Annotated in this window: 15 protein-coding genes and 1 pseudogene; 12 read left to right on the forward strand and 4 right to left on the reverse strand. The window is 74.6% G+C overall.

From position 1 onward, the window contains the following. The 11 genes and pseudogenes from AB0G16_RS01985 to AB0G16_RS02035 all read left to right on the forward strand — a co-directional run. A partial coding sequence (locus tag AB0G16_RS01985) for a hypothetical protein (protein WP_362797347.1) occupies window positions 1–645 on the forward strand: 645 nt, incomplete at its 5' end. Between the two features lie 7 nt (window positions 646–652). Beyond that, window positions 653–1,855 (forward strand): hypothetical protein, encoded by a 1,203-nt coding sequence (locus AB0G16_RS01990; RefSeq protein ID WP_362797349.1) that lies wholly within the window; start codon window positions 653–655, stop codon window positions 1,853–1,855. A 4-nt stretch (window positions 1,856–1,859) separates the two neighbouring features. Beyond that, window positions 1,860–4,403 (forward strand): GTPase-associated protein 1-related protein, encoded by a 2,544-nt coding sequence (locus AB0G16_RS01995; protein ID WP_362797351.1) that lies wholly within the window; start codon window positions 1,860–1,862, stop codon window positions 4,401–4,403. Window positions 4,404–4,532: 129 nt separating this feature from the next. Next, complete coding sequence (locus AB0G16_RS02000; protein ID WP_362797353.1) at window positions 4,533–6,050, forward strand: hypothetical protein; 1,518 nt, start codon at window positions 4,533–4,535, stop codon at window positions 6,048–6,050. Between the two features lie 23 nt (window positions 6,051–6,073). Next, complete coding sequence (locus AB0G16_RS02005; protein WP_362797355.1) at window positions 6,074–6,202, forward strand: hypothetical protein; 129 nt, start codon at window positions 6,074–6,076, stop codon at window positions 6,200–6,202. Continuing rightward, window positions 6,199–10,695, forward strand: a complete 4,497-nt coding sequence (locus tag AB0G16_RS02010) for a CHAT domain-containing protein (RefSeq protein WP_362797357.1) — start codon at window positions 6,199–6,201, stop codon at window positions 10,693–10,695. Before AB0G16_RS02005 ends, AB0G16_RS02010 begins: the two co-directional genes overlap by 4 nt. 11 nt (window positions 10,696–10,706) lie before the next feature. Beyond that, window positions 10,707–12,305, forward strand: a complete 1,599-nt coding sequence (locus AB0G16_RS02015) for an Hsp70 family protein (RefSeq protein ID WP_362797359.1) — start codon at window positions 10,707–10,709, stop codon at window positions 12,303–12,305. A 45-nt stretch (window positions 12,306–12,350) separates the two neighbouring features. Next, window positions 12,351–12,995 (forward strand): hypothetical protein, encoded by a 645-nt coding sequence (locus AB0G16_RS02020; protein ID WP_362797361.1) that lies wholly within the window; start codon window positions 12,351–12,353, stop codon window positions 12,993–12,995. A 3-nt stretch (window positions 12,996–12,998) separates the two neighbouring features. Further along, window positions 12,999–13,661, forward strand: a complete 663-nt coding sequence (locus AB0G16_RS02025) for an RES family NAD+ phosphorylase (protein WP_362797363.1) — start codon at window positions 12,999–13,001, stop codon at window positions 13,659–13,661. Between the two features lie 220 nt (window positions 13,662–13,881). After that, a pseudogene (locus tag AB0G16_RS02030) lies at window positions 13,882–14,552 on the forward strand (sulfite exporter TauE/SafE family protein). A 366-nt stretch (window positions 14,553–14,918) separates the two neighbouring features. Further along, window positions 14,919–15,632: a hypothetical protein gene (locus tag AB0G16_RS02035; protein WP_362797365.1), complete on the forward strand. Its 714-nt coding sequence runs from the start codon at window positions 14,919–14,921 to the stop codon at window positions 15,630–15,632. Between the two features lie 236 nt (window positions 15,633–15,868). Here the strand turns inward: AB0G16_RS02035 and AB0G16_RS02040 are convergent, their stop codons facing one another. The 4 genes from AB0G16_RS02040 to sigJ all read right to left on the reverse strand — a co-directional run bounded on the left by AB0G16_RS02040 (window position 15,869) and on the right by sigJ (window position 19,958). Next, complete coding sequence (locus tag AB0G16_RS02040; RefSeq protein WP_362797367.1) at window positions 15,869–16,630, reverse strand: SDR family oxidoreductase; 762 nt, start codon at window positions 16,628–16,630, stop codon at window positions 15,869–15,871. 62 nt (window positions 16,631–16,692) lie between these two features. Next, on the reverse strand, window positions 16,693–17,703 hold the full coding sequence (locus AB0G16_RS02045) for a sigma-70 family RNA polymerase sigma factor (RefSeq protein ID WP_362797369.1): 1,011 nt from the start codon (window positions 17,701–17,703) through the stop codon (window positions 16,693–16,695). Between the two features lie 96 nt (window positions 17,704–17,799). Continuing rightward, window positions 17,800–18,897, reverse strand: coding sequence for a phosphotransferase (locus AB0G16_RS02050; protein WP_362797371.1), 1,098 nt, complete (start codon window positions 18,895–18,897; stop codon window positions 17,800–17,802). Window positions 18,898–19,004: 107 nt separating this feature from the next. Further along, entirely contained in the window at window positions 19,005–19,958 is a 954-nt protein-coding gene (sigJ, locus tag AB0G16_RS02055) for an RNA polymerase sigma factor SigJ (RefSeq protein WP_362797373.1), read from the reverse strand. Between the two features lie 267 nt (window positions 19,959–20,225). On the opposite strand from sigJ, the gene AB0G16_RS02060 reads away from it, so the two are divergent. After that, on the forward strand, window positions 20,226–20,732 hold the full coding sequence (locus AB0G16_RS02060) for a carboxymuconolactone decarboxylase family protein (RefSeq protein WP_362797375.1): 507 nt from the start codon (window positions 20,226–20,228) through the stop codon (window positions 20,730–20,732). Window positions 20,733–20,890: the final 158 nt, after the last annotated feature.

Genomic DNA, 20,890 nt, shown 5'->3' on the forward strand with positions numbered 1-20,890 from the left:
GGCACGGGCGGCACGGCGAGCACCGGGGGCACGGACGGCACGGGCGGCACGGGCGGCACGGCGAGCACCGGGGGCACGGACGGCACGGGCGGCACGGGCGGGGTCCGCGGAGACGACGGGACCCTCGGAACCGGCGGGGACGGCGCCGCCGGCGGGAGCGACGGGACCGATCCCGGCCGGCGGCCCGGCGCGGCCGTCGTGGAGTGCCGGCGGCGCGGCTACGAGGACAACGGGTTCCGCCTGAGGGTCGGGCCTGGCGCGGTGGTGGCGAGCGTGCGCACCGTGGCCGGCCGGCTGCGTTCCCGCCCGGTGACGGCGGCGATCCCCGCGATCGGCCCGGAGGTGCGCTACGAGTTCCGCAAGCCCCGGCTGTCGCGCCGTTCGGCCGTCCTGGTGCTGAGCGCGGACCGGCGCTGCCGGGTGCCGCCGCTGCTCGTGGTGCACCGCGCGGGCGGTGTGATCCCGCTGCACCCCGAGCAGGGCACGGTGCTCTGCGAGGTGCCGGCGCACGACCTCGACCCGGACCACCCGTTCACGCTGCGGATCGACGTCCCCTCGCCGCCCGGCTCGTCCCGGCTGGCCTGCTTCCCCGCGCCCGGCGCCACGGACGACGTGACCCTCGTACGACTTCCCGGAATCTGGTGACACGACGATGACGTCCCCCATGTCCACCCTGGTCTGCCCGTACTGCTACCAGCGCTTCCAGCAGCGGAAGATCATGTTTCGCTGCACCTCGCTGCTCGGGCCGAAGGGGACGCGGTGCGTCCCCGCCCGCGACGCGGCGTTGTCGGAGCGGTTCGGGATGAACGAGGCCCTGCCCCCGGTGTTCGCCGGAAGCCCCCTGGTCAGCGGGTGGCGCGGCGGCGCCCGCTGCCCCGACTGCGGGGGCGAGTCGACCCAGCGGATCTGCCCGCACTGCCACAGCCAGTTGCCGGTGCACTTCGGCAAGGTCACCAGCCGCCTGATCGCGCTGATCGGAGCCAAGAACACCGGCAAGACCGTCTACATGACGGTCCTGCTGCACGAGCTGATGCACTCGGTCGGGCGGCGCTTCGACGCCGCCGTGGTCGGCTCCGACGACCACACGCGCAGCGAGTTCTCCAGGAAGTACGAGGACCTGCTCTACCGGCGGAACACGCTGCCGGGGACCACCAGGCCGGGCCAGGCGGAGCTGCGGCGCCCGCTGGTGTTCAAGGTCACCCTGGACCGGCCCGGGCTGTTCGGCGCGCGGAACCGGCACACGATCACCTCGTTCTTCGACACGGCGGGCGAGGACCTGATCAGCAAGCGGAGCGTGGACCTGAACGTGCGCTACCTGCGCGGCGCGGACGGGATCATCCTCCTCCTCGACCCGCTGCAGATGCGCGGCGCGCGGGCGGCCGCCCGGCCCGGCGTCCGGCTGCCCGACATCGACGACGGGACCGACAGCCCGGTCAACGTGCTGACCCGGGTGACCGAGGTGCTCTACGAGGCGCACGGCCGCGACGCCAGGCGGCGGCTCGACATCCCGGTCGCGGTCGCCCTGTCCAAGATCGACGCGCTGCGGCACGGATTCGCGCCCGGCAGCCCCCTGCTGCGCGAGCCGCCCACGACCGAACCGGTCTTCGACGAGGGCGACAGCCTGGCCGTGCACGACCACGTACGGGCGCTGCTGCACGAGTGGGACGGCGAGCAGATCGACCAGGTCATGCGCAAGAACTACACGTCCTACCGCTACTTCGGCCTGTCGTCGCTGGGTGACAGCCCCACGGCCGACAACCGGGTGGACCCCCGGGGAATCCACCCCTACCGGGCGGCCGACCCGTTCCTGTGGCTGCTGAGCCGGCTGGACGTCCTGCCGTCGACGAAGGGGTGATGACATGGATTTCCATCAGCTCTACTACACGTCGTGCCGGACGGGGCTGTCGGGCTACGCCGGCTACCAGTTCAACGCGGTCACGCCGGGGGTGCCGGCGGAGGTCATGGGCGAGGTGGAGGCGCTCAGCTCCTACGAGCCGCCCGGCACGCTCGGCCACTCGCCGACGCCCGAGCAGGTCGCGCGCTGCCCGGTCAACCTGTGCTTCGTGCCGGGCCCCCGGCCGATCGTGACCAACGTGACCTTCACCGGGACGGACTACTCCGGCAGGTTCGGCAACTACTTCGCGCACGCGCTCGTGCCCGTCCCGGACGGGCCGTGGGGCGGGCCCGCGCCCATCGAGCTGTGGCGGGCGCCCCTGTGGACGCGGGAGCCGGTGGCCGGCACCGTGCTGCCGCCGATGCGCGGGCCGCTGCCCCGCGGGCCGCTGCGGCGGGACGTGATCGACGACTTCCTGGACCGGGGCGCGGGGCGGTCGCTGCTGCCCGCCCTGCTGGCCGCCGTGGAGCGGGCCGTGCTCGACCAGGACCGGTCCGTGGTGATCTTCGCCGCGGACTCCGACGAGGTGGCGCGGTGGATCGCCGCGGTGTCCTTCCTGCTGCCGCCGGGGCTGGTCGCCCGGATGTCGTTCGCCACGTACCGGTTCCGGCCGTCCTACAGCCGCCACCACGTGACAGGCGCGTCGCCCGGTGCCGAGATCGCCGCCGACGAGCGGTCGTTCCAGGCGTTCTACCTGTTCGACTTCACGACGGGGGCCGCCTCCGAGATCGAGGTGGGGCCGCTGCCGCACCTGCTCGCGGCGGCCGGGACGGTGGCCGCCGAGTCGCTGTGGCGGCGGGCGTCCGCGCTGGGCGGGGGCGGCGAGACGCGGCTGGAGGACTGGTACGCCCCCGCCGTGGCGGCGGCGCTGCTGGGGCGGGGCGTGGGGCTCGGGCCGGCGGATCTCGACGTGGCCTGTGCCTGGCTGAAGGAGCACGCGGCGCGCCTGGGCCAGGACACGGTCGGCCGGATCGGCGCCGCCCTGCTCGACCACGACGCGGTCTCCCCCGCCCACCTGGCCGGGCTCGCCGACGGAGCCGCGGCCGTCGGGACCGGCGAGCTGCTCGCCCTGGTGGAGGAACGCCTGGTCGCCGCCCAGCTCGCCCGGCTCACCCGGCCCGCCCTGCCCGCCCGGTCTCCCGGGGGGCCCGGGGGGCCCGGGGGGCCCGGGGCGAACGCGGTGGACGCGGTGGACGCGGCGAACGCGGTGGACGCGGTGGATGCGGTCCGCCCGTTGCGGTCGCCGCGGGCACGCGAGCACGCGCGGCGGGAGTACGCGCGGCTGCTGGCGGCAGCCGACGCCGGCGCCGTCGTGCGGGTGCTGGGCACGGCGGTCGCGCACGACGTCTCCCCCGACGCGGAGACGCTGCGCGAGTGCGGCCTGCGGGCCATCGGTCCCGAGCTGCTGCGGCCCCCGCCCCCCGCCGGGGTGTACGAGGCCGTGCGGCGGTGGCCGGACCTGCGGGCGGGCGCGCTGGCCCACCTCGACCGGTCGGCGGCGGCCGGGGAGTCGCTGCGCGCCGCGTTCGAGGGGGAGCTCGCGGCCGCCGTCACCGACACGGAACTGACCGCGCTGCCCGCCCTGCGCGAGGCCGTGCTGGTCGCCCGCGCCCGCGACCGTCCGGAGCGGCGCGTGGACACCGCGCTGGCCCTGCTGTCCGGCCGGACCCCGGCGGCCGGAGGGGTCGACGGCACCCTGCTGGACGCGCTGTGGCCGGACGGCTGGCCGCTGGACGACGCGCGCGCCGTGCTGACGCGCCTGCCCCGGGAGGTCCTCGGCGACCGGGTGCTCGCCGACCGGGTGGCACCGCTGCTGGAGAGGCCGTCGCCGGACGGCGACCTTCTCCGCGCGGAGGCCTACGGTGCCCTCTGCGACCTGCTGGAATCGCTGCCGCTGGCCGGCGCCCTCCCGGAGGGGCCCCGGGAACTGCTGGCGGTCATGGCGCGCGTCCGGCAGACCGAGCGGCGCCTGACCGGGGGCGGCGGTGCCATCGGCGGCCGGCGGCCGGCGGCCGGGGACGGGCGGGAACGCCTCTCGGCCGGACAGGAGCGGGAACGGCTCGAGGCCGGGGAGTCGCTGGCGGCCGTCTACAACCGGACCCGCGTACCGGCGATCAGGAGCTACCTGCGCCTGCGGCTGCCGGTCCTGCTGGCGTCACTGCCGTGCGAGACGCTGGCCGAACTGCTCTCCCGGGTTCCCGGCACGGTCCGGGACCTGTACCTGGCCGAGGTGGAGCGCGGACTCGGCGAGGAGCGGGCGGTGGCCGTCGCCGCCGCCGCGTTCGCCACGTTCCGCGCCGCCCTGCGCCACGAGCGGACCGCCCAGGTCGCCGAGGACGTCGAGGACGTGCTGCTGCGCGCCCTGCCGGAGTGGCGCAGGCGCGATCTCAACGCGGTCGAGGGGGAGGTGCGTCGCGGATCGAACCGGGCGGGCGACGAGTTCAAGCGCTGGCGTGCGCAGGTCCGGCCACGCCGGGGCTGGCTCCCGGGACGGCTCTTCCATGGCTGAGGGGCACCGCGCGAGAGGGGCCGGATGATGTCAGGGAATTACGGCTACGGCGGGTATCCTCCCCCGCGGTACCGGCGCGCCCCCGTCCGGCCCGCCGGTGGCGGGGCCGGTACCGCCGGGTGTCTTTTCATGCTGTGCGCGTGGCCGCTGCTGTGGCTCATCCCGCCGGGCGCCCTGGTGTACGCCGGGTACTCGGTGTACGCCTACCTCGCGCGGCTGGCGTCGGCCATGGGGCTCGGCTCCGCCCCGTACCCGCCCCGGCTCGCGCCGCCCCCCGACAGGGCCACGGGGTCGGAGGAACCGGCGTACACCCACTACCTCTTCGGACCGGCGCTGGCCGACCTGCGGCACGCGGCGCGGACGGCGCTGCCCGCCCCGTGGCAGGCCTGCCGGCACCACCGGTTCCGTGTGCTCGACGGCACCGGGACCGGGAACGCGGTGTGGCTGACGGCACCGGCCGGGCGGATGATCGTGATGGCCATGTTCGTCGGCGTCATCGGCGGATACCTCGCCGTCGTGGCGTTGTACGCCGTGCAGGTGGCGGTGGTGGCCGCGCTGACGGTGGTCGTGGCCGCGACGGGGCTCGTCCTGCGCGCCGCCGACTCGGCCCTGCGACGGGTCAAGGGCATCCGGACGAGCTGTCCCTCCTGCCACCTGCGCGTCCAGCGCCCCTCCTACGAGTGCGCGGCGCCGGGATGCGGACGGCGGCACCGCGACGTACGGCCGGGGCGCTACGGGGTGGTCAGGCGCCGCTGCGGGTGCGGGGCGCTGCTGCCGACCCTCGTGCTCATGGGGGGCGGGGGACGGATGCGGGCGCACTGCCCGCACTGCGCGGAGCCCATGTCCAGGGGGGTCGGAACCGTGCCGGAGATCGTGGTCCCGGTGCTCGGCGCCGCCACGACGGGCAAGACACGGCTGATGACGGCACTGGTCATGGGCCTGGTGGAGGGGCCCGCCGGGCACGGCGCCAGGTCGGAGTTCGCCGACGAGCAGTCCGAGAACGCCTACCGCGGCCTGGCCGACAAGCTGCAGGCCGGCGTGCACACGTGGAAGACGATCCGGGTCAAGGACGCGCCGCTGCGGGCGTACACGCTGCGCGTCCTCCCGCCCAGGGGCTCGCCCCGGCTGCTGCACATCTTCGACGCGCCCGGCGAGCTCGTCGGCGCGTCCGAGCTGCTGCGGGAGCTGCGCTACATCAAGTCCGCGCGGACGTTCCTGTTCACCCTCGACCTGCTCTCCGTCGACGTGGTCTGGGACTCGCTCCCGGCCGCCGACCGGGCCGGGTACGCGCGGCTGCGCTCGGACATGGCGACGGACTTCGTGTTCGGCCAGCTCCTGCAGAACATCGAGGGTCTCGGCGTGCCGACCGAGAAGGCGCGGCTGGCGGTGGCACTGACCAAGGACGACCTGGTCCGGCACTGCGACGCCCTGGCGGGGGTGGGCAGGGACAGCGACGACATCCGCCGCTGGCTGGAGGGTCCGGCCGGGCTCGACGGGGTGGTGCGGGCGATGCGCCGGCACTTCGCCGAGGTCCGCTTCTTCCGCACCTCGTCCTGGCTGACCTCCGGGGAGATCGACGCCGGTGTGCTCGACCTGTCCGGCTGGCTCCTCGTCAGGGAGGGCCTGCAGGTCCACCACTCCCCCTGACATCCGAACCGAAGGGAACACCCGTGCAGACCGATCCGTACCGCCCGTGGCGACTGGCCGTCTTCCTGGTGGTCGTCGCGGTCGCCGTCCTGTGCGCCGTCCCCATAGGGCTGTCGTTCCTGAGGTACCTGGCCTCCCTGGGGGCCCGATGACGGCCGCCGGGCGGACCGGCGAGCCCGGCGAGGGCGCCGCGCCCGCCGAGGCCGACGGACTCGGCGGACTCGGCGGACTCGGCGGACTCGGCGGACTCGGCGCGTCTGCCAGGCCCGGCGCGTCTGCCGGGCCCGGCGGGCCGCGGGAGCTCCCCGGTCCGGACGGGCACGACGAGCACGACGACCTCCGGGGGCTTCACGAGCGGATCGACGAGCTGCGTGAACTCCTCGAACGGTGCCCGCCCGGCGAGGAGCGTTTCCCGGTCCTCGCCGAGCTGGGCCTCCTGCTGACGGACCGCTACGGCGTCACCCGTGACGAGGCGGACCTCGACGAGGCCGTCGCGACGTTGCGCCTGGCCGACGAGACGCCCCATCCCCCGGACGACCCGGACGACCCGGACACCCTGGCCGCCTGGATCCCGCTGGTGCTGGCCGAGCTGCTGCTCGACCGCCCGGGACAGGACGCGATCGAGGCGGCCGTCGCGTACGGTCGTCGCGGCCTGGCCGAGGCGGTGTCGCGGATCGACGACCCCGACCTCGCCGTCGCGTCCCACAACCTCGGCGTGGCCCTCTGCCTGCGGGCACAGTGGGTCCCCGAGAGCGCGAGGGACGACCTGGGCGAGGCGGCCGTGGCGTTCCGGCGGTCGCTGGAGCTGATGCCCGGCGGCCATCCGGCCCTCGGCCGTGTGACCGGCACGCTCGGGGTCGCACTGGCGAGGGCGGCCCTGCACGACGTCGTGGAGACGGACGCCGCCCCGCCGGACGGGGGCCGGCGGAACGCGACGGGCGAGGGACGGCCGGACGCGCAGGGCGGGGAACGGCCGGGCGCACAGGGCGGGCAGGACACGCCGGACGAGGGGGTGGCCGCCGCGCTCCGCACGCTCGACGCCGGGTGGCGGGACATGCCCGCCGACGACCCCTACCGGCTGATCGTCCTGTACTGGCGGGCGCTGACGCGCGCGATGCGCTTCACCCGCCTCGGCGGGGATGTCGAGGACTGCGACGCGGCACTGCGGGATTTCGAGACGCTCCTCGGGCTGCCCGGATGCGACGGGACCATGGCCGACGCCTGCCACGCCCTCATGGGCCTGCTGCGGCTCGACCGCTCGGTGCCGGAGAACCTCCGCCGGGGAGGGCAGGCGCTGGGCCTGCGTGACTTCGCCCACGTCATGGCGTCGCGGACCGTCCACGACCCCGAGGACGCCCGGCTCGCGCTCGGCCACCTGGACCGGATGACCGGGCCGGACGCCGCTGACGCCGCTGACGCCGCGGATCCGGCGGGCTCGGGGAGCTCGGGGAGCTCGCGGAGCTCGCGGAGCTCGGCGTTGGCCGGGGTGGTGTCGTCGCTCCGGACGGTGGCGAGGATCGCGGCCTCCGGCACGAGACCCACGGGCGAGGTCTCCGAGGAGCTCATCGCCGGCATGGGGGCGCTCCTCGAGGGCGAGGAGGGGAGCGACGCCGAGGGGCTGCGCGGGTTCCGCGACGCCCTGCGCGCCTTCCAGGCGGTCCGGAACGGCCGGGCCGAGGAGGCCGACACGGCGTTCGGGTCGCTCGACCGCACCATCGCCGGGCTCGGCCCGGGCAGCGCCGTGGGCGAGGTGCTGCGCGGGATGATCGGCCAGTACCGCGACATGACCGCGAAGGGCCATGCCACGTCCCAGGAGGCCACGCCGGAGGAGCGGGAGGCCGCGCTCGCGCTCCTGGAGCTCGTCCTGGAGGAGCTCCCGGACGACCACCCGGATCGCGTCCCCACCCTGAAGCGGCTGATCCAGACCCTGCTGCGGACGATGTGGTACAGACACGCCCCGGAGCGGCTGGACAGGATCCGGGAGCTGGTCCTGGGCGCGATGGCGCGTCCCGCCGCGACCCCGGGGAACGACGCGCTCAACCGGCTCCTGCTCGTCTTCGTGGACTGTTTCCAGGACGTGCTCGGCGAGGGCCCGGCGCGGCCGGACGACGTGGTCGAGCGGATCAAGCGGATCGTCGCGCTCGTCCCCGCGGACCACGAGATCCGCGCCACCGGGTCGGCGCTGCTGTCCTCGGTGCTGGCCCTGCGCTACATGCGCGGCGGCGGCCTGGAGAACCTGGACGCCGCGGGTTACTACGCGCGTCTGCAGCCCGAGGGGGCCGGCGGCAGGCTGACGGACATCACCGGGGACTGGCTCCTCGCGGTCACGCCGCTGCTGCGGAACCCGAGCTCGCTGGACGCGAGCGCGATCGACGCGGTGATCGCGGCGCTCAGGGCGGTGGCCGGGCCGCTGTCCGAGGACCACCTGCTGCGTCCCCAGATCGAGAGCGACATCCACCTGGCCGAGTTCCTCCGCGGCGCCTTCGGCCCGGACGGCCCCGACCCGAGCGCCCTGCTGGCCGATCCCGGGCGCGTGGCGGCGGCGGCCGACTCCATCGAGGGCAGGGGGCGTGAGCTGGGCCGGGAGAGCCCGTACTACTCCATCGAGCTGGGCTCGGCCGGTCTCATCAGGGCCCACTCGGGATTCGCCCGGCGGGACCTGAGGGTTCTCGACGAGGGGATCGAGACGCTGGCCGACGCCTACGCCGCCGCCCCCGTCGGGCTGCCGTTCCGCCCGTGGCTGCTCGGGACGCTCGGGCAGAGCCTGGTGATGCGGTACGAGGTCAGCGGGGACCGCGCCGACCTGAGCAACGCGATCACGCGGCTGGAGGAGGCGCGCCGGGTCCAGGAGGCCGACCCGTTCGGCAACCTGACGGCGGCGACCCTGAACATGCTGGCCACCGCCTACGGCATGAGGGGCGACGCGCGCCTGGACGACCGGCGCCGCGCGGCCGAGGCGTGGCTCGCCTCCCTGCGGGTGCGGGCCCGGGGCGTACTGCTCCAGAACGACACCGGGCGGGCCTTCGAGGCGGCCGTCGCCGCCGCGGGCGAGGCGGCGGACGCGGCGATGCGCTGCGTCGCCGACGGCATGACCGGCGCCGCGGTCGAGGCTCTCGAACAGGGCCGGGCGATGGTCCTGCACGCCGCGATCACCGACACGACCCTGCCGTCGCTGCTGCGCGAGGGCGGCCACCACGACCTGGCCGCCGAATGGGAGGCGGCCTCGGCGGAGATCGGCCCCGCCCCGTGGGACGACCCCGCCGGGCCGCCCGGGTACGCCGACGTCCTGGAGAGCCTGCCGGAGGCGCGTCTCCCCAGCGACCTGCGCGAGCGCGTCATGACCGCGGTCGAGGGCACCGAGATCGAGCGCAGGCTGTTCGCGGTGCCGTCCGTCGACGAGGTCGCCGCGGCGCTGCGCGAGGCGGGCGCGGCGGCGCTGGCCTACCTGGTGGTCCGGGAGGGCGGGCGCGGCGGCTCGGCCCTGGTGGTCGGCGCCGACGGCCGGACCGACGAGATCCCGCTGCCGCGGCTGGACACGGGGCCGCGCAGCCGGGTGGCGGCGTTCCAGAGGGCCCACCGCGACCACGAGAGGGCCGAGGCGGACACCGCCGAGAGGCGGCGCGCGTTCCGCCGGTGGAGGCACGCGCTCGGCGACCTGTGCGACTGGGCGTGGGGGGCCGCCATGGAGCCGCTCCTGGAGCGGACCGCCCGGGGCCGGCTGGTGCTGGTCCCCGTCGGGGAACTCGGCGCCGTCCCCTGGCACGCCGCCCGCCGCGAGGTCGGGAGCGGCGTCAGGCGCTACGCCGTCCAGGACAGGGTGATCTCCTACGCCGCCTCCGCCCGCCAGTTCGTCGACGCGCGCCGCCACGGCCATCGCCCCTGGGCCGAGGACGCCGCGCTGGTCCGGGTCGGCGGCAGCCACCTCTACTGGTCCTCCAAGGAGATCGAGCACATCCACGGCCGCCACTACCCGGACGGGAGGCTGCTCGGCGGGCGCCGCCCCAGGACCGGCGGCCGTACCGGGCGCGGGCACGTGCCGCCGCCCCAGGCCGGTCCGCCCGCCGCCGAGAACGTGACCGGGCACGCGCCGCCCCACGCCGGTCCTTCCGCCACCACCGAGAACGTGATCGGCCTGCTGCCCGGCCCGCACTCGGGCGGCGCGACCCTGCTGCACCTGGGGTGTCACGCCCACCCCGCGCGCCGCCCGGTGGACTCCCACCTGCTGCTGGCCGGTGGCCAGACGCTCGGCATGACGCGCATCCTGCGCCGGGCCAGGGCCAGGCCGCCCGGCGCGTCCGGTGGCCTGGTCGTGCTGGCCGCCTGCGGGAGCGACCTGACCAGCCGCGACCACGACGAGGCGCTGACGCTGGCCACCGCCTTTCTCGCCGCCGGCGCCGTGGGCGTGGTCGGCACCCGCTGGCCCGTGGACGACCTGCCGACCATGCTGTTCACGATGATGTTCCACCACTACCTGAACGCCGGGTACGACGATCCGGCGGTCGCGCTGCGCGCGGCCCAGCTGTGGATGCTCGACCCTCACCGGGCCCGGCCCGCCGGGCTCGGTGAGGACCTGGCCGGATACGTCGGCGAGGCGCCGCTCCACGAACCCGAGTCGTGGGCGGCGTTCACCTACCAGGGCCGTTGAGAGGACCTTCGATGGCGTTCGGAATCGATCTCGGCACGACCAACTCGTGCATCGCCTACGTCGACGACGCCGGACGGCCGGTGGTCGTGCGGAACGCGCTCGGGGAGTACACCACCCCCTCGGCCGTCTACTTCGAGGGCAGGGACAGCGTCCTGGTCGGCGCCGCCGCCAGGAACGCCGCGCTGCTGGCCCCGGACCTGGCGGTCCAGCTCGTCAAGCGGCAGATGGGCCGCAAGGACGTCGAGTACACCTTCCACGGCAGGAAGTACACCCCCGAGGCGATCTCCGCGCTCATCCTCAAGGAGCTGGCCGCCGCGACCGAACGGCGGCTCGGCCGCCCGGTCCGCGACGTGGTGATCACGGTGCCCGCCTACTTCGGGGTGGCCGAGCGGCAGGCCACCCGCCAGGCGGGCGAGATCGCCGGGCTGAACGTCCTGGACGTGCTCGCCGAGCCGGTCGCCGCCGCCCTCTCCGGCCAGGACCGCCAGGCCGCGCGGGGCGTACGGCACCTGCTCGTCTACGACCTGGGCGGCGGCACGTTCGACACCACGGTGATCCGGATGGACGGCGACGACGCCCACGTGGTCTGCACCGACGGCGACCAGCGGCTGGGGGGCGCCGACTGGGACGCCAGGATCAGGACGTTCCTGCTGGAGGCGTTCACCGAGCAGCACCCCCGGCTCGACCCGACCGCCGACGAGAGGTTCGCGCAGGACCTGTGGATCAAGGCCGAGCAGCTCAAGGAGGAGCTGAGCAGTTCCCTGACCCGCCACAAGAACCTGCGCTTCGCCGGAAAGGCCGTCCGGGTGGAGCTGACCCGGCAGCGGCTGGAGGACCTGACCGCCGACCTGCTCGACCGCACCATGGAGATCACCGAGGAGACGGCGGAGAGGGCCCGGGGTCAGGGGGTCACCGCGTTCGACGAGGTGGTCATGGTCGGCGGCATGACCCGGATGCCCGCCGTCGCGGCCCGCCTGGAGAAGCTGCTGGGCACGACGCCCCGCCATCACGAGCCCGACCTGGCGGTGGCCCGGGGGGCGGCCCTGCTCGCGCTGGTCAGGCAGGCCCAGCAGGGCGACGCCGAGGACGTCGCCGACCGCCTGGGCATCACCAGGGCGCAGGCCGAGAGCATGCGCTCGCGGCGGGTGACCACCGTGGTGCCGCGGGGCTTCGGGGTCAAGGTGCTCGACCACAACGACCCGCTGGCGCACACCGATCCGCTGCGGGCGCGCGCGTACGTCGTCCACCTCCTGCCGGCCGGCACCGCGCTGCCCGCCGACACCGGGCCGGTGCCCTTCGCCACGGCCATGGACAACCAGCCCGCCATCGACGTCGAGGTGTGGGAGCAGAACGGGCGGGAGAGCTCGGAGGAGGTCGCCGACAACACGCTCGTCGGCCGCGGCAGGCTCCGTGACCTGCCGCCCAGGCTGCCGAGGGGGACGCCGATCCACATCACCTTCCACATGGGCGAGACCGGGTTCCTCACCGTGCACGCGGTGGAGCCCGCCTCGGCGCGGGAGGTCCGCTTCGACCTGCAGATCGGCGGCCTGGACCGGGCGGACGTCGAGCGGGCCAGGACGGCGGTGGCACGCCATGACATCGGCTCCTGAAGCGGGACGGCGGCACACCATGACATCGGCTCCCGAAGGAGGACCGTGGGACTGCGGCACGCGTTGACGGCACTGGCCGAGCGGTGGGACGACGTCCGTTCGGCGCTCTCGCCCGAGGACTTCGGCGAACTGACGGCCCTGGTGGAGGAGCTGCTGGCCCGGGAGGGCGACCCCGCGGCGGCCGAGGAGATCGCCGAGGAGGTCGTCGACCTGCTGCGCGGGCGGCTGCGGGCGGACCACCCCGTCCTGGTGGCCCTGCGCGAACGCGACGAGCGGCGCGCCGGGGCGGCCCTGCTCCCCCCGCCCGTGCTGCGGACCCGGCTGGGGCTCGGCCCGCCGCCCTCCGAGGTGGAGCGGGAGGCGCTCTCCCGGCTGCTGGACGCCCCGGCGCTGACCGCCGACGAGCTGCGCGCGGCCGGCCACGACCCCGGCGATCCCGGGCTGATCAGGCTGGAGCACCCCGGCGGGGCCGCCCGCTGGCCGGCCTTCCAGTTCGCCGCCGACGGCAGGCCCCTGCCGCTCGTACGGACGATCAACCGGATCCTGGAGGCGGCCGACGACCCCTTCGGCGCGGCGGACTGGTGGCTCGGTGACAACGGCTGGCTCGGGGGCTCCCCGGTCCGGCTCATGGGCCGCGTCCCGGACGAACGGCTGATCTCCGCGGCCCGCGCCGAGACCACGGAGGTGTGAGAGATGCCCCTCGCGCCTCCCCCGGCCCGTCACCACGCCACCCCTCACCTGCGGGAACTGCCGGCGGGCACCCGGCTGTGGCGGGTGCACGACCGGCGTTTCAAGGCCACCGACTTCAACCCGCGCCCGGCCGACGCCAACTTCGGCGGCGGACGCTTCGACGGGACCGGGAACGACCCGTACCCCTACTACTACGCCGGGCTGGAGGCCGAGACCGCGCTGGCCGAGGCGCTGCTGCGCGACATCCCCTTCGACGACCGCGGGGTCCGGCTGGTGCGGCGGGCCAAGGTGCGCGGGCGGCGCGCGAGCGTCGTCATCACGACCGAGGACCTGGTCCTGGTCGACCTGTGCTCGGGAGAGGCGCTGGCCGCGGTGGCCCAGGACTCCTGGCTCGTCCACGCCGACCCCGTCGACTACCACGCCACCCGCCGCTGGGGGAGCTGGATCAGGGAGCGGGCCCCGGCGGCGCACGGACTGATCTGGCCGTCCAAGCGGGAGGGCGGGCAGCCGGCGCTCGTGCTGTTCGGCGACCGCTGCTCCCCCGCCTCCCTGATCGCCGATCCGTTCGCGGGCACGGACCTCGACGACCGGGAGGGGGCCGCCTGGCTGAACGGGCACCTGGCCCGCTACCGGGCCTGCGTCCTCATGCCCCGCCGCCCGGGGTGAGGGGAACGCCCCGGACACGAGCCGGCTCGTGTCCGGGCCGGAGCGTCCGGCTCATGCCGGGACGGTTGTGACCGCGACGGGGAAAAGCCGTTGATCACGCTCGCCCCGCGGGTGGAGGCTGTACGGACCGTTCCGGCGAAGAGCACGCGAGGAGCCGTTCGTGGCGGATGGCTGGGGTTTCGTCGTCGTGCTGGGCGTCATCGTGGTGGTGGGGGCGTCGGTGCAGCGGTTGGCGGGGATCGGGTTCGCGCTCGTGGCGGTGCCCGCCCTGGTGCTGCTGCTCGGCCCGTCCGAGGGCGTGATGCTCGCCAACTGCGCGGCCGGCGCCGTCAGCGCGGTCGGCCTCGCCGGCACCTGGCGCCGGGTGCGCCCGGCCTCGATGGTCCCGTTGGTCGCCGCGGCCGCCTGCACGGTGCCGGCCGGGGCGTGGTGGCCGCGCGTCTGCCCGAGCCGGCGCTGCTGGCCGGTACGGGGGCGCTGGTGAGCGCGGCCGCGCTGCTGGTGATGCGCGGTGCCCGGGTGTCCGCCCTGCGTGGCGTCAAGGGTGCGGTGGCCGCCGGTGCGGCGAGCGGGTTCATGAACTCCTCGGCCGGCGTGGGCGGCCCGGTGGTCTCCCTGTACGCGGTCAACGCGGGCTGGACGGTGCGGGAGTTCGTACCGAACGCGCAGTTCTACGGGATCGTGGTGAACGCGTTCTCCGTCGCGGCCAAAGGGCCGCCCCGGCTCACCGTGCCGCTCTGGCTGCTGGTCGCGGCCGCGATCGCCGCGGGTTCTGTGATCGGCGCGGCGCTGGCGCGGCGGGTGCCGGAGGGACCGGCCCGGCTGACGGTGCTCCTGCTCGCGCTGATCGGCGGGCTCACCACGCTGGGGAAGGGACTGTCGAGCCTGTGACCGGAAGGGAAAGGCCCGGCGTTCGTCGATCCTCGCGTCGCGTCCACCGGTGAACGCCCGTCGCAGATGTGTTCACGAATCCGTGGGGGGAATGCTTCGTTCCGCCCATGGAAAGTACCGTGCGACTGGAAACACCGCAGGACCGTCAAAAACATGGGATAAAAGACGAATGAGTGGTATGACGTCTTCCGGGTGCCTCTCATCGCACGAACGACGAGAGGTGCCGCCGATCGGACAGAAGAGCCCCTCCGCGGTGCTGCCGCCTCCGGCCTCCACGGGACGAGAAGAACGGGGATCGTCCGGCGGACGGCCTGCTGATGACCGACCTGGAGGAATCATCACCGTCCACCGTTCCACGACCGATTCATGAGTCGCTTGGAGCGCTACAGCGAGAAGTTCTGCGCGGCTTCGCGGGAGCATCTCCAAGAAGAACTACAGGAATACGGCGCCTCCCTGCTGACCCTTTCCGTTTCGGAGGGAGAGAAGGGGATATGGGCGACCTCGGTAGTGTCCTTGCCGGGGCTGGAGGAGCCATGGACGTTCCATGGCCTTGTCGTCGAGCAAGCGGAGGCCGAGGGTCTCGACATCGCCGATCGCGCGATCGACGACGCGGTGATCCTCACGACGCACCTGAACGAGCTCCTGGCCACCCGACCTTGGCCCCCGCCGGAGGGTTGGCCCGTGGTGGCGGAGCCGATGGAGGAGAGGACTCCCGGCGACGTAGAGGCATGGCCGGGAGGCCCACATGTCAGGGACGTCGACCCCCGGAGCCTTCGCGCGGGGAACCCCGAATACCTGAAAGGCGTGTATCGCGCCACCTGGAGACCACTGTTCGAAGCCATCTGCAAAGATCCATGGCGCGCTCTGCGGCCGGAGTTCACCGAGGACGCAACAGGTATATGGCTGGAGGTCTCCATGAGATGCAAGGCCGGTGGGGACGAACGGCGATGGAGCCACAGAGGCTTGATCCTCGACGCCGCCGGTCGACGTGAATCACCGGAGGCCGTCGGCAGGCGTTTCGTGACACAGACCATCAAGGATTTCGAGCGCGAATCCAGACGCGGGCCCTTGACGGGCTGATCGGCATCTACCCGTACCGGCCTCCACCGTCGGTCGCAGGCGAAATCGACGGTGTTCGAGTGTTGTCGTCGGTGCTCGCGACGGGGTTCGGGCCGAGTCGTGGATTTCCGCCTTCGGTCCGGCCGCGCCGTCGGTCCGGGGCTTCCGGTGACAGGCCGAGTCCGCGTGAGAGACGGTGCCCTTTTCCGCGGCCCGGAGTCCCGACGTCCGGGCAGGGCCGCCGGGCGGCGCAGCCGTCAGTCCAGGACCGCGCCGCAGGTCATGTTGATCGCCGCGCCCGTCACGGTGCGGGCCCAGTCGGAGGCGGCGAAGACGGCCACGTTGCCGACGTCCTCCAGGGACGCCGCCCGCCCGGTCAGGGTCTTCCCTGCGATGTCCCGCTCGATGGCCTCGCGCCCGTCGTGGCCCGCCGGGATCGTCTCGGGCACGCCGCCGGTCCGCAGGGTGACGACACGGATCCCGTACGGTGCGAGCTCGGCGGCGAGCTGGCGCCGCATGGACTCCACCGCGTCGAACGCGGTCTGCAGGCCGCCCAGGTCGTAGCGGCGCGCCGAGTCCCGGTCGCCCGCCCCGCCGAACGCCATGATCACGCCCGACCGCCGCGCGGCCATGTGCCGGGCGGCCGCGCGTGAGGTGAGGAACTTCGAGCGCACGGAGGTCACGACCGGGCTCAGGTAGTCCTCGGGTGACATTTCGATCATCGGTGTCCCCTGGACGTCCCTGTCGGCGATCACGTTGAGGGACACGTCGATGCCTCCGGCCCCGGCCACGACGGCGGCCGCGTGCTCGTCGACCGACCTCTCGTCCAGCGCGTCGACCTCGGCGGTCTCGGCCGCGCCTCCCGCGGCGCGGATCCGGGCGGCGACCTCCTCCAGGGTCGTCCGGGTCCGCCCGGCGAGGAAGACGTGTGCCCCCTCACGGGCGAACGCGCGGGCGACGGCGCCTCCCACCGAACCGCCCCCGCCGTAGATGATCGCGTTCTTGCCTTTGAGCAGCATGGTCGGCCTCCTGCGCGTCGATCGGTCGTGTCACCGCGTACAACCCGCAGAGGGCGCCGAACTCATCGCCCGGCGGCGGATCGGCCCGCGATCTCGTCGGGGAGGCCGAAGGCGGCGAAGAGGTCCGGCATCAGGAACGAGACGACCTCCGAGACCCCCGTGCCGCGCACCTCGAGCAGGTCGAGCCCGGCCGCCACGTAGGCCCTCCTGTCCGCGTTCCAGGCGTAGGTGCCGAACGCGAATCGCCCGTTCGCGCGGGCCGGGAGGAAGCGCCACCGGTGGTCGAGCGGCCCCGCGACCAGGAAGGCCCTGATCGCCTCGCGTCCCTCGTACCACTCCGTCAGCGGCGGCATGGAGTACCTGGCGTCGTCGGTCAGCATCGCCACGATGGCCTCGACGTCCCCGGCCTCCCACGCGGCGGCGTACCGGTCCGCGAGTCTGCGCAGCCCCTCCTCGTCGGGGGAGGGCGGGCCGGGGGCGGGGAGCCGGGAGGCGAGGACCCCGCGGGCGCGCTGCAGCGCGCTGTTGACCGACGCGGTCGTGGTGTCGAGCAGGTCCGCGACCTCGCGCGCCGAGAATCCGAGGACCTCACGCAGGATCAGGACGGCCCGCCGGCGGGCCGGCAGGTGCTGGAGCGCGGCGACGAAGGCCAGCTCCATGCCCTCACGCGCCACGTAGCGGTCCTCGGGTCCCGTTCTGTCGTCGGGGTACGGCTCGATCCACGAGTTCTCGGCGGGCGGCGCGGCCCCCGGGCTGAGGTCGGCGGGAAGCTCCCTGCGGCTCCGGCGCTCGATCAGCGTCAGGCACCTGTTGGTCGCGATCCTGTACAGCCACGGCCGGATCGAGCCGCGGTCCTCGAACCGCCCCAGGCTCCGCCAGGCGCGCACCAGCGTCTCCTGCACGGCGTCCTCGGCGTCGTGGACCGAGCCGAGCATCCGGTAGCAGTGCGCGTGCAGTTCGCCGCGGAACGGGTCGACCAGGCGTCCGAAGGCGTCGGCGTCGCCCCCTCTCGCGGCCTCCAGCAGCCGCGTTCCCGGCGTCTCGTTCCCGGATTCCCGCTCGTGCTCGCTCATCTCGCCGCACCCTACCCGCGCGTCCCGGTGGCCCGGCGGGGGCGCCGGGCCACCGGCGACGTCACCGCGGTCCCTCCCGCGGGGCGGCCGGGGAGGTCAGGCACCCAGCGCCGTCCACGAGTCCTCCGGCAGGGACGCGAAGGAGCGCAGCGGCGCCCTCGCGAACTCGCCCGCGTGCGCGTGGCCCTGGGCCCGGATCGACCGCTCCCAGACGAGGGTACGGGCGATCCTGGCGACCCGGCAGGCCACCTCCAGCTCCTCGACGAGTTCCGCGCGCGGGGCGAGGTCGCCGAACACCTCCAGGTAGGCGTCCCTGGGACGCAGGACGGCCGGGTCGTCGGGGGCGACCTCCAGGTGCCGGCGCAGGAATCCCAGGGCGACCAGCATGCTCGCGAACGGGTGGGCCACGACGCCGTCGCCCCAGTCGTAGAAGCGCACGTCGCGGACCGGCGCGGTCCCGGCCACCAGGACGTTCCAGGGGTGCAGGTCGTTGTGGTCAAGGCTCGGCGGCACGGACGCGGCGGCCAGCCGTCCGCTCCAGGAGACGAAGGTGCCGCGCATGGCGGCCACGCGCCGGTGGGTCTCCCGGTCGGACGCGTCGCCGTACCGCTCCACGTACTCCCCGACCGCGTGCGCCGCCTCGTCGAACCGCCGCGGCATGACGGCGGCGCGCATGTCGGTCAGGCCGAGCGACAGCAGGTCCTCGGTGTGCGGCGTGAGGTCGCGCTGGAGCCGGCCGTACTCGGGCAGGACCGTCACCAGGGCGTCGGCCAGGGCGGCGCCCGCCACGCGCTCGCCCAGGGGCGTCCCGCCGTCGGGGAGCAGGACCCACCCCCGCGCGACGTCGACGGCGACCGGGAGGGGGATCCGGTCCGGCGCGACCCGCGACAGGAGCCGGTAGAGCCCCACCTCGAACGCGGTGTCCGGCCCGGGGGCCTTCAGCCACACCGGGCCGCGGGCGGTGGGCGCCCTGAGCACCGTGCCCCAGGGCCGCAGGTGCGGCTGGGTGACCTCTCCGGTCCGCTCCGTCCCGGCCGCGGCGAGCCGCTCGTCCAGCCACGCCACCGCGCCGCGCCGCCAGGCCTCCGACGCCCAGAGCGCGGTTCCGTGCCCGGCGTCCGCCTCGCGACCCTGTACGGCCTCCGCCTCGCCTCCCTGCCCGAGGTCCCTCCCACGGCTCTTCGTGTTCGACATGTCCGCCTCCTGCGAGTCGATGAGGTCCGTCACCGCCTACAACCCGCGGACGTCCGGGAAATCATCGCTCGGGGCCCGGACGGCGGCCGATCGCCGGACCGGCCCCGTCACCCGGGGGTCCCCGGCGCCCACGGCCGGAGCTTCTCGGGGTTGCGTACCGCCCAGATGCGCGTGATGCGGTCGTCCGCCACCTCGAACGCCATCACCGCCACGGTGACGCCGCCCTGCTGGGCCACCAGGCCGGGCTGGCCGCTGACCGTCCGCTCCAGGATCGTCATGCCGGGCACCATGCCGGCGATGGTCAGGGCGTGGCGCGCGATCCGCTCGCCGCCCTCGATCGGGCGGAGCACGGCGCTGACGAGTCCGCCTCCGTCGGAGGTCATCGTGGCCTCGGGGGCGAGCAGGCCGACGAGGGCGCCGATGTCCTTGGCCTCCCACGCCCGCCGGAAGTCCCTGATGACGTCGGCGCGCCGGGCCGCCGGAGCCGGGAGGGTCCGTGACGCGCGGATGCGGCGCCGGGCCGAGGAGGCGAGCTGGCGGCACGCCGCCGGCGTACGGCCGACGATCTCTGCCACCTCGGCGAAGGGGTAGCGGAAGACGTCGTGCAGGACGAACGCGACACGCTCGGCCGGGGTCATCGACTCCAGTACGACGAGGAAGGCCATGTTGACCGACTCGTCGAGGGTGACGCGGTCCGCCGGATCGGCGGGGTCTCCCGGGGCGTCGCCCGGCCGCCCGTCGACCCACTCCGCACGGTCGGGCAGCGGCTCGGGGATCCATTCGCCCACGTAGCTCTCCCGCCGGACCCGCGCCGAGCCGAGCAGGTCCAGGCAGATCCGGCCGGCGACCGTCGTCAGCCAGGCCCCGGGGGAACGGACGGCCTCCCGCTGCTCCCTGGACATGGCGTACCAGCGGACGTAGGTCTCCTGGACGACGTCCTCGGCGTCGGCCAGGGTGCCGAGGAGCCGGTAGGCGAGATTGATCAGGTGACGCCGCTCGCCGGCGATCGCGCTCAGGCGCGGATCGGGCCCGGCGTCTCCCTGCTCGGACGGGGCGGTCATGGTGCGGTCATGGTGTCGTCGGCTCCTCGGTGCGGTCGCGCTCACCCGATCGACGAGACAGCGCACCGGAACGTGAGGTGGGCGCGTCGCCTCACATTCCCGGCGGTCGTGTCGTCGGACTCCTGAGACACGATCCGGCACGCGGGAGGGTCCCACGTCCCGGCCCGTGCGCGGGGGCCGCGATCCGGCCGGGACGCGGGAGGGTTCCGCGTCCCGGCCGGGACGCGAGCCTCGCGAACACCGCCACGATCGAGAGGAAGAACCACGATGTCCACATCCACGACGAACGAGCAGGACGGTCTCCGGTCACGCCTGCCCGACCCCGCCCGCTTCTTCCCGGAGATGGCCACGCTCGCCGGGGCCATGACCGCGGCCGTCCACAACGGCGCGATCCCGAAGACCACCGTCGGCCTGATGCACCTGCGCGCCGGGCAGATCGTCGGCAGCACGTACCACACCGTCCGGCAGGCCGGGATCCTCCGCAAGGCCGGGGAGACCGAGGAACGCGTCACCGCCGTGGCCTCGTGGCGGGACGCCCCCTTCTTCACCGGCGCCGAACGGGTCGCGCTGGAGCTCGTGGAGGCCGTCCTCGTCCCGAACCCGGCCGGGGAGCGCGTCCCCGACGAGCTGTACGCCAGGGCGGCGGCCCACTACGACGACAAGGCGCTCTGGACGCTCACCCTGGCGATCGGCCAGATCTGCTTCTTCGTCCCCGTCGCCCTCGTCGCCAGGCCGATCCCGGGCAGGCCCCTCGGGCACAACTACACCGGGTGAGGCCCGGCCGCGCCCGGGGCGAGGGAGGGCGACCGCGTCCCGTCCCGGACGCGGCCGGTTGCCCGCGGCGCGGGACGAGACCACGCTCCGGCGGGTGCCGGCCGCTTCGGGGCGAAGTACGACTGGGAGCTGACGGTACGCGACGACTCCGTGTACGA

Origin of the sequence: Streptosporangium sp. NPDC023615 (assembly GCF_040640155.1) — a bacterium.
Lineage (GTDB): Bacteria > Actinomycetota > Actinomycetes > Streptosporangiales > Streptosporangiaceae > Streptosporangium.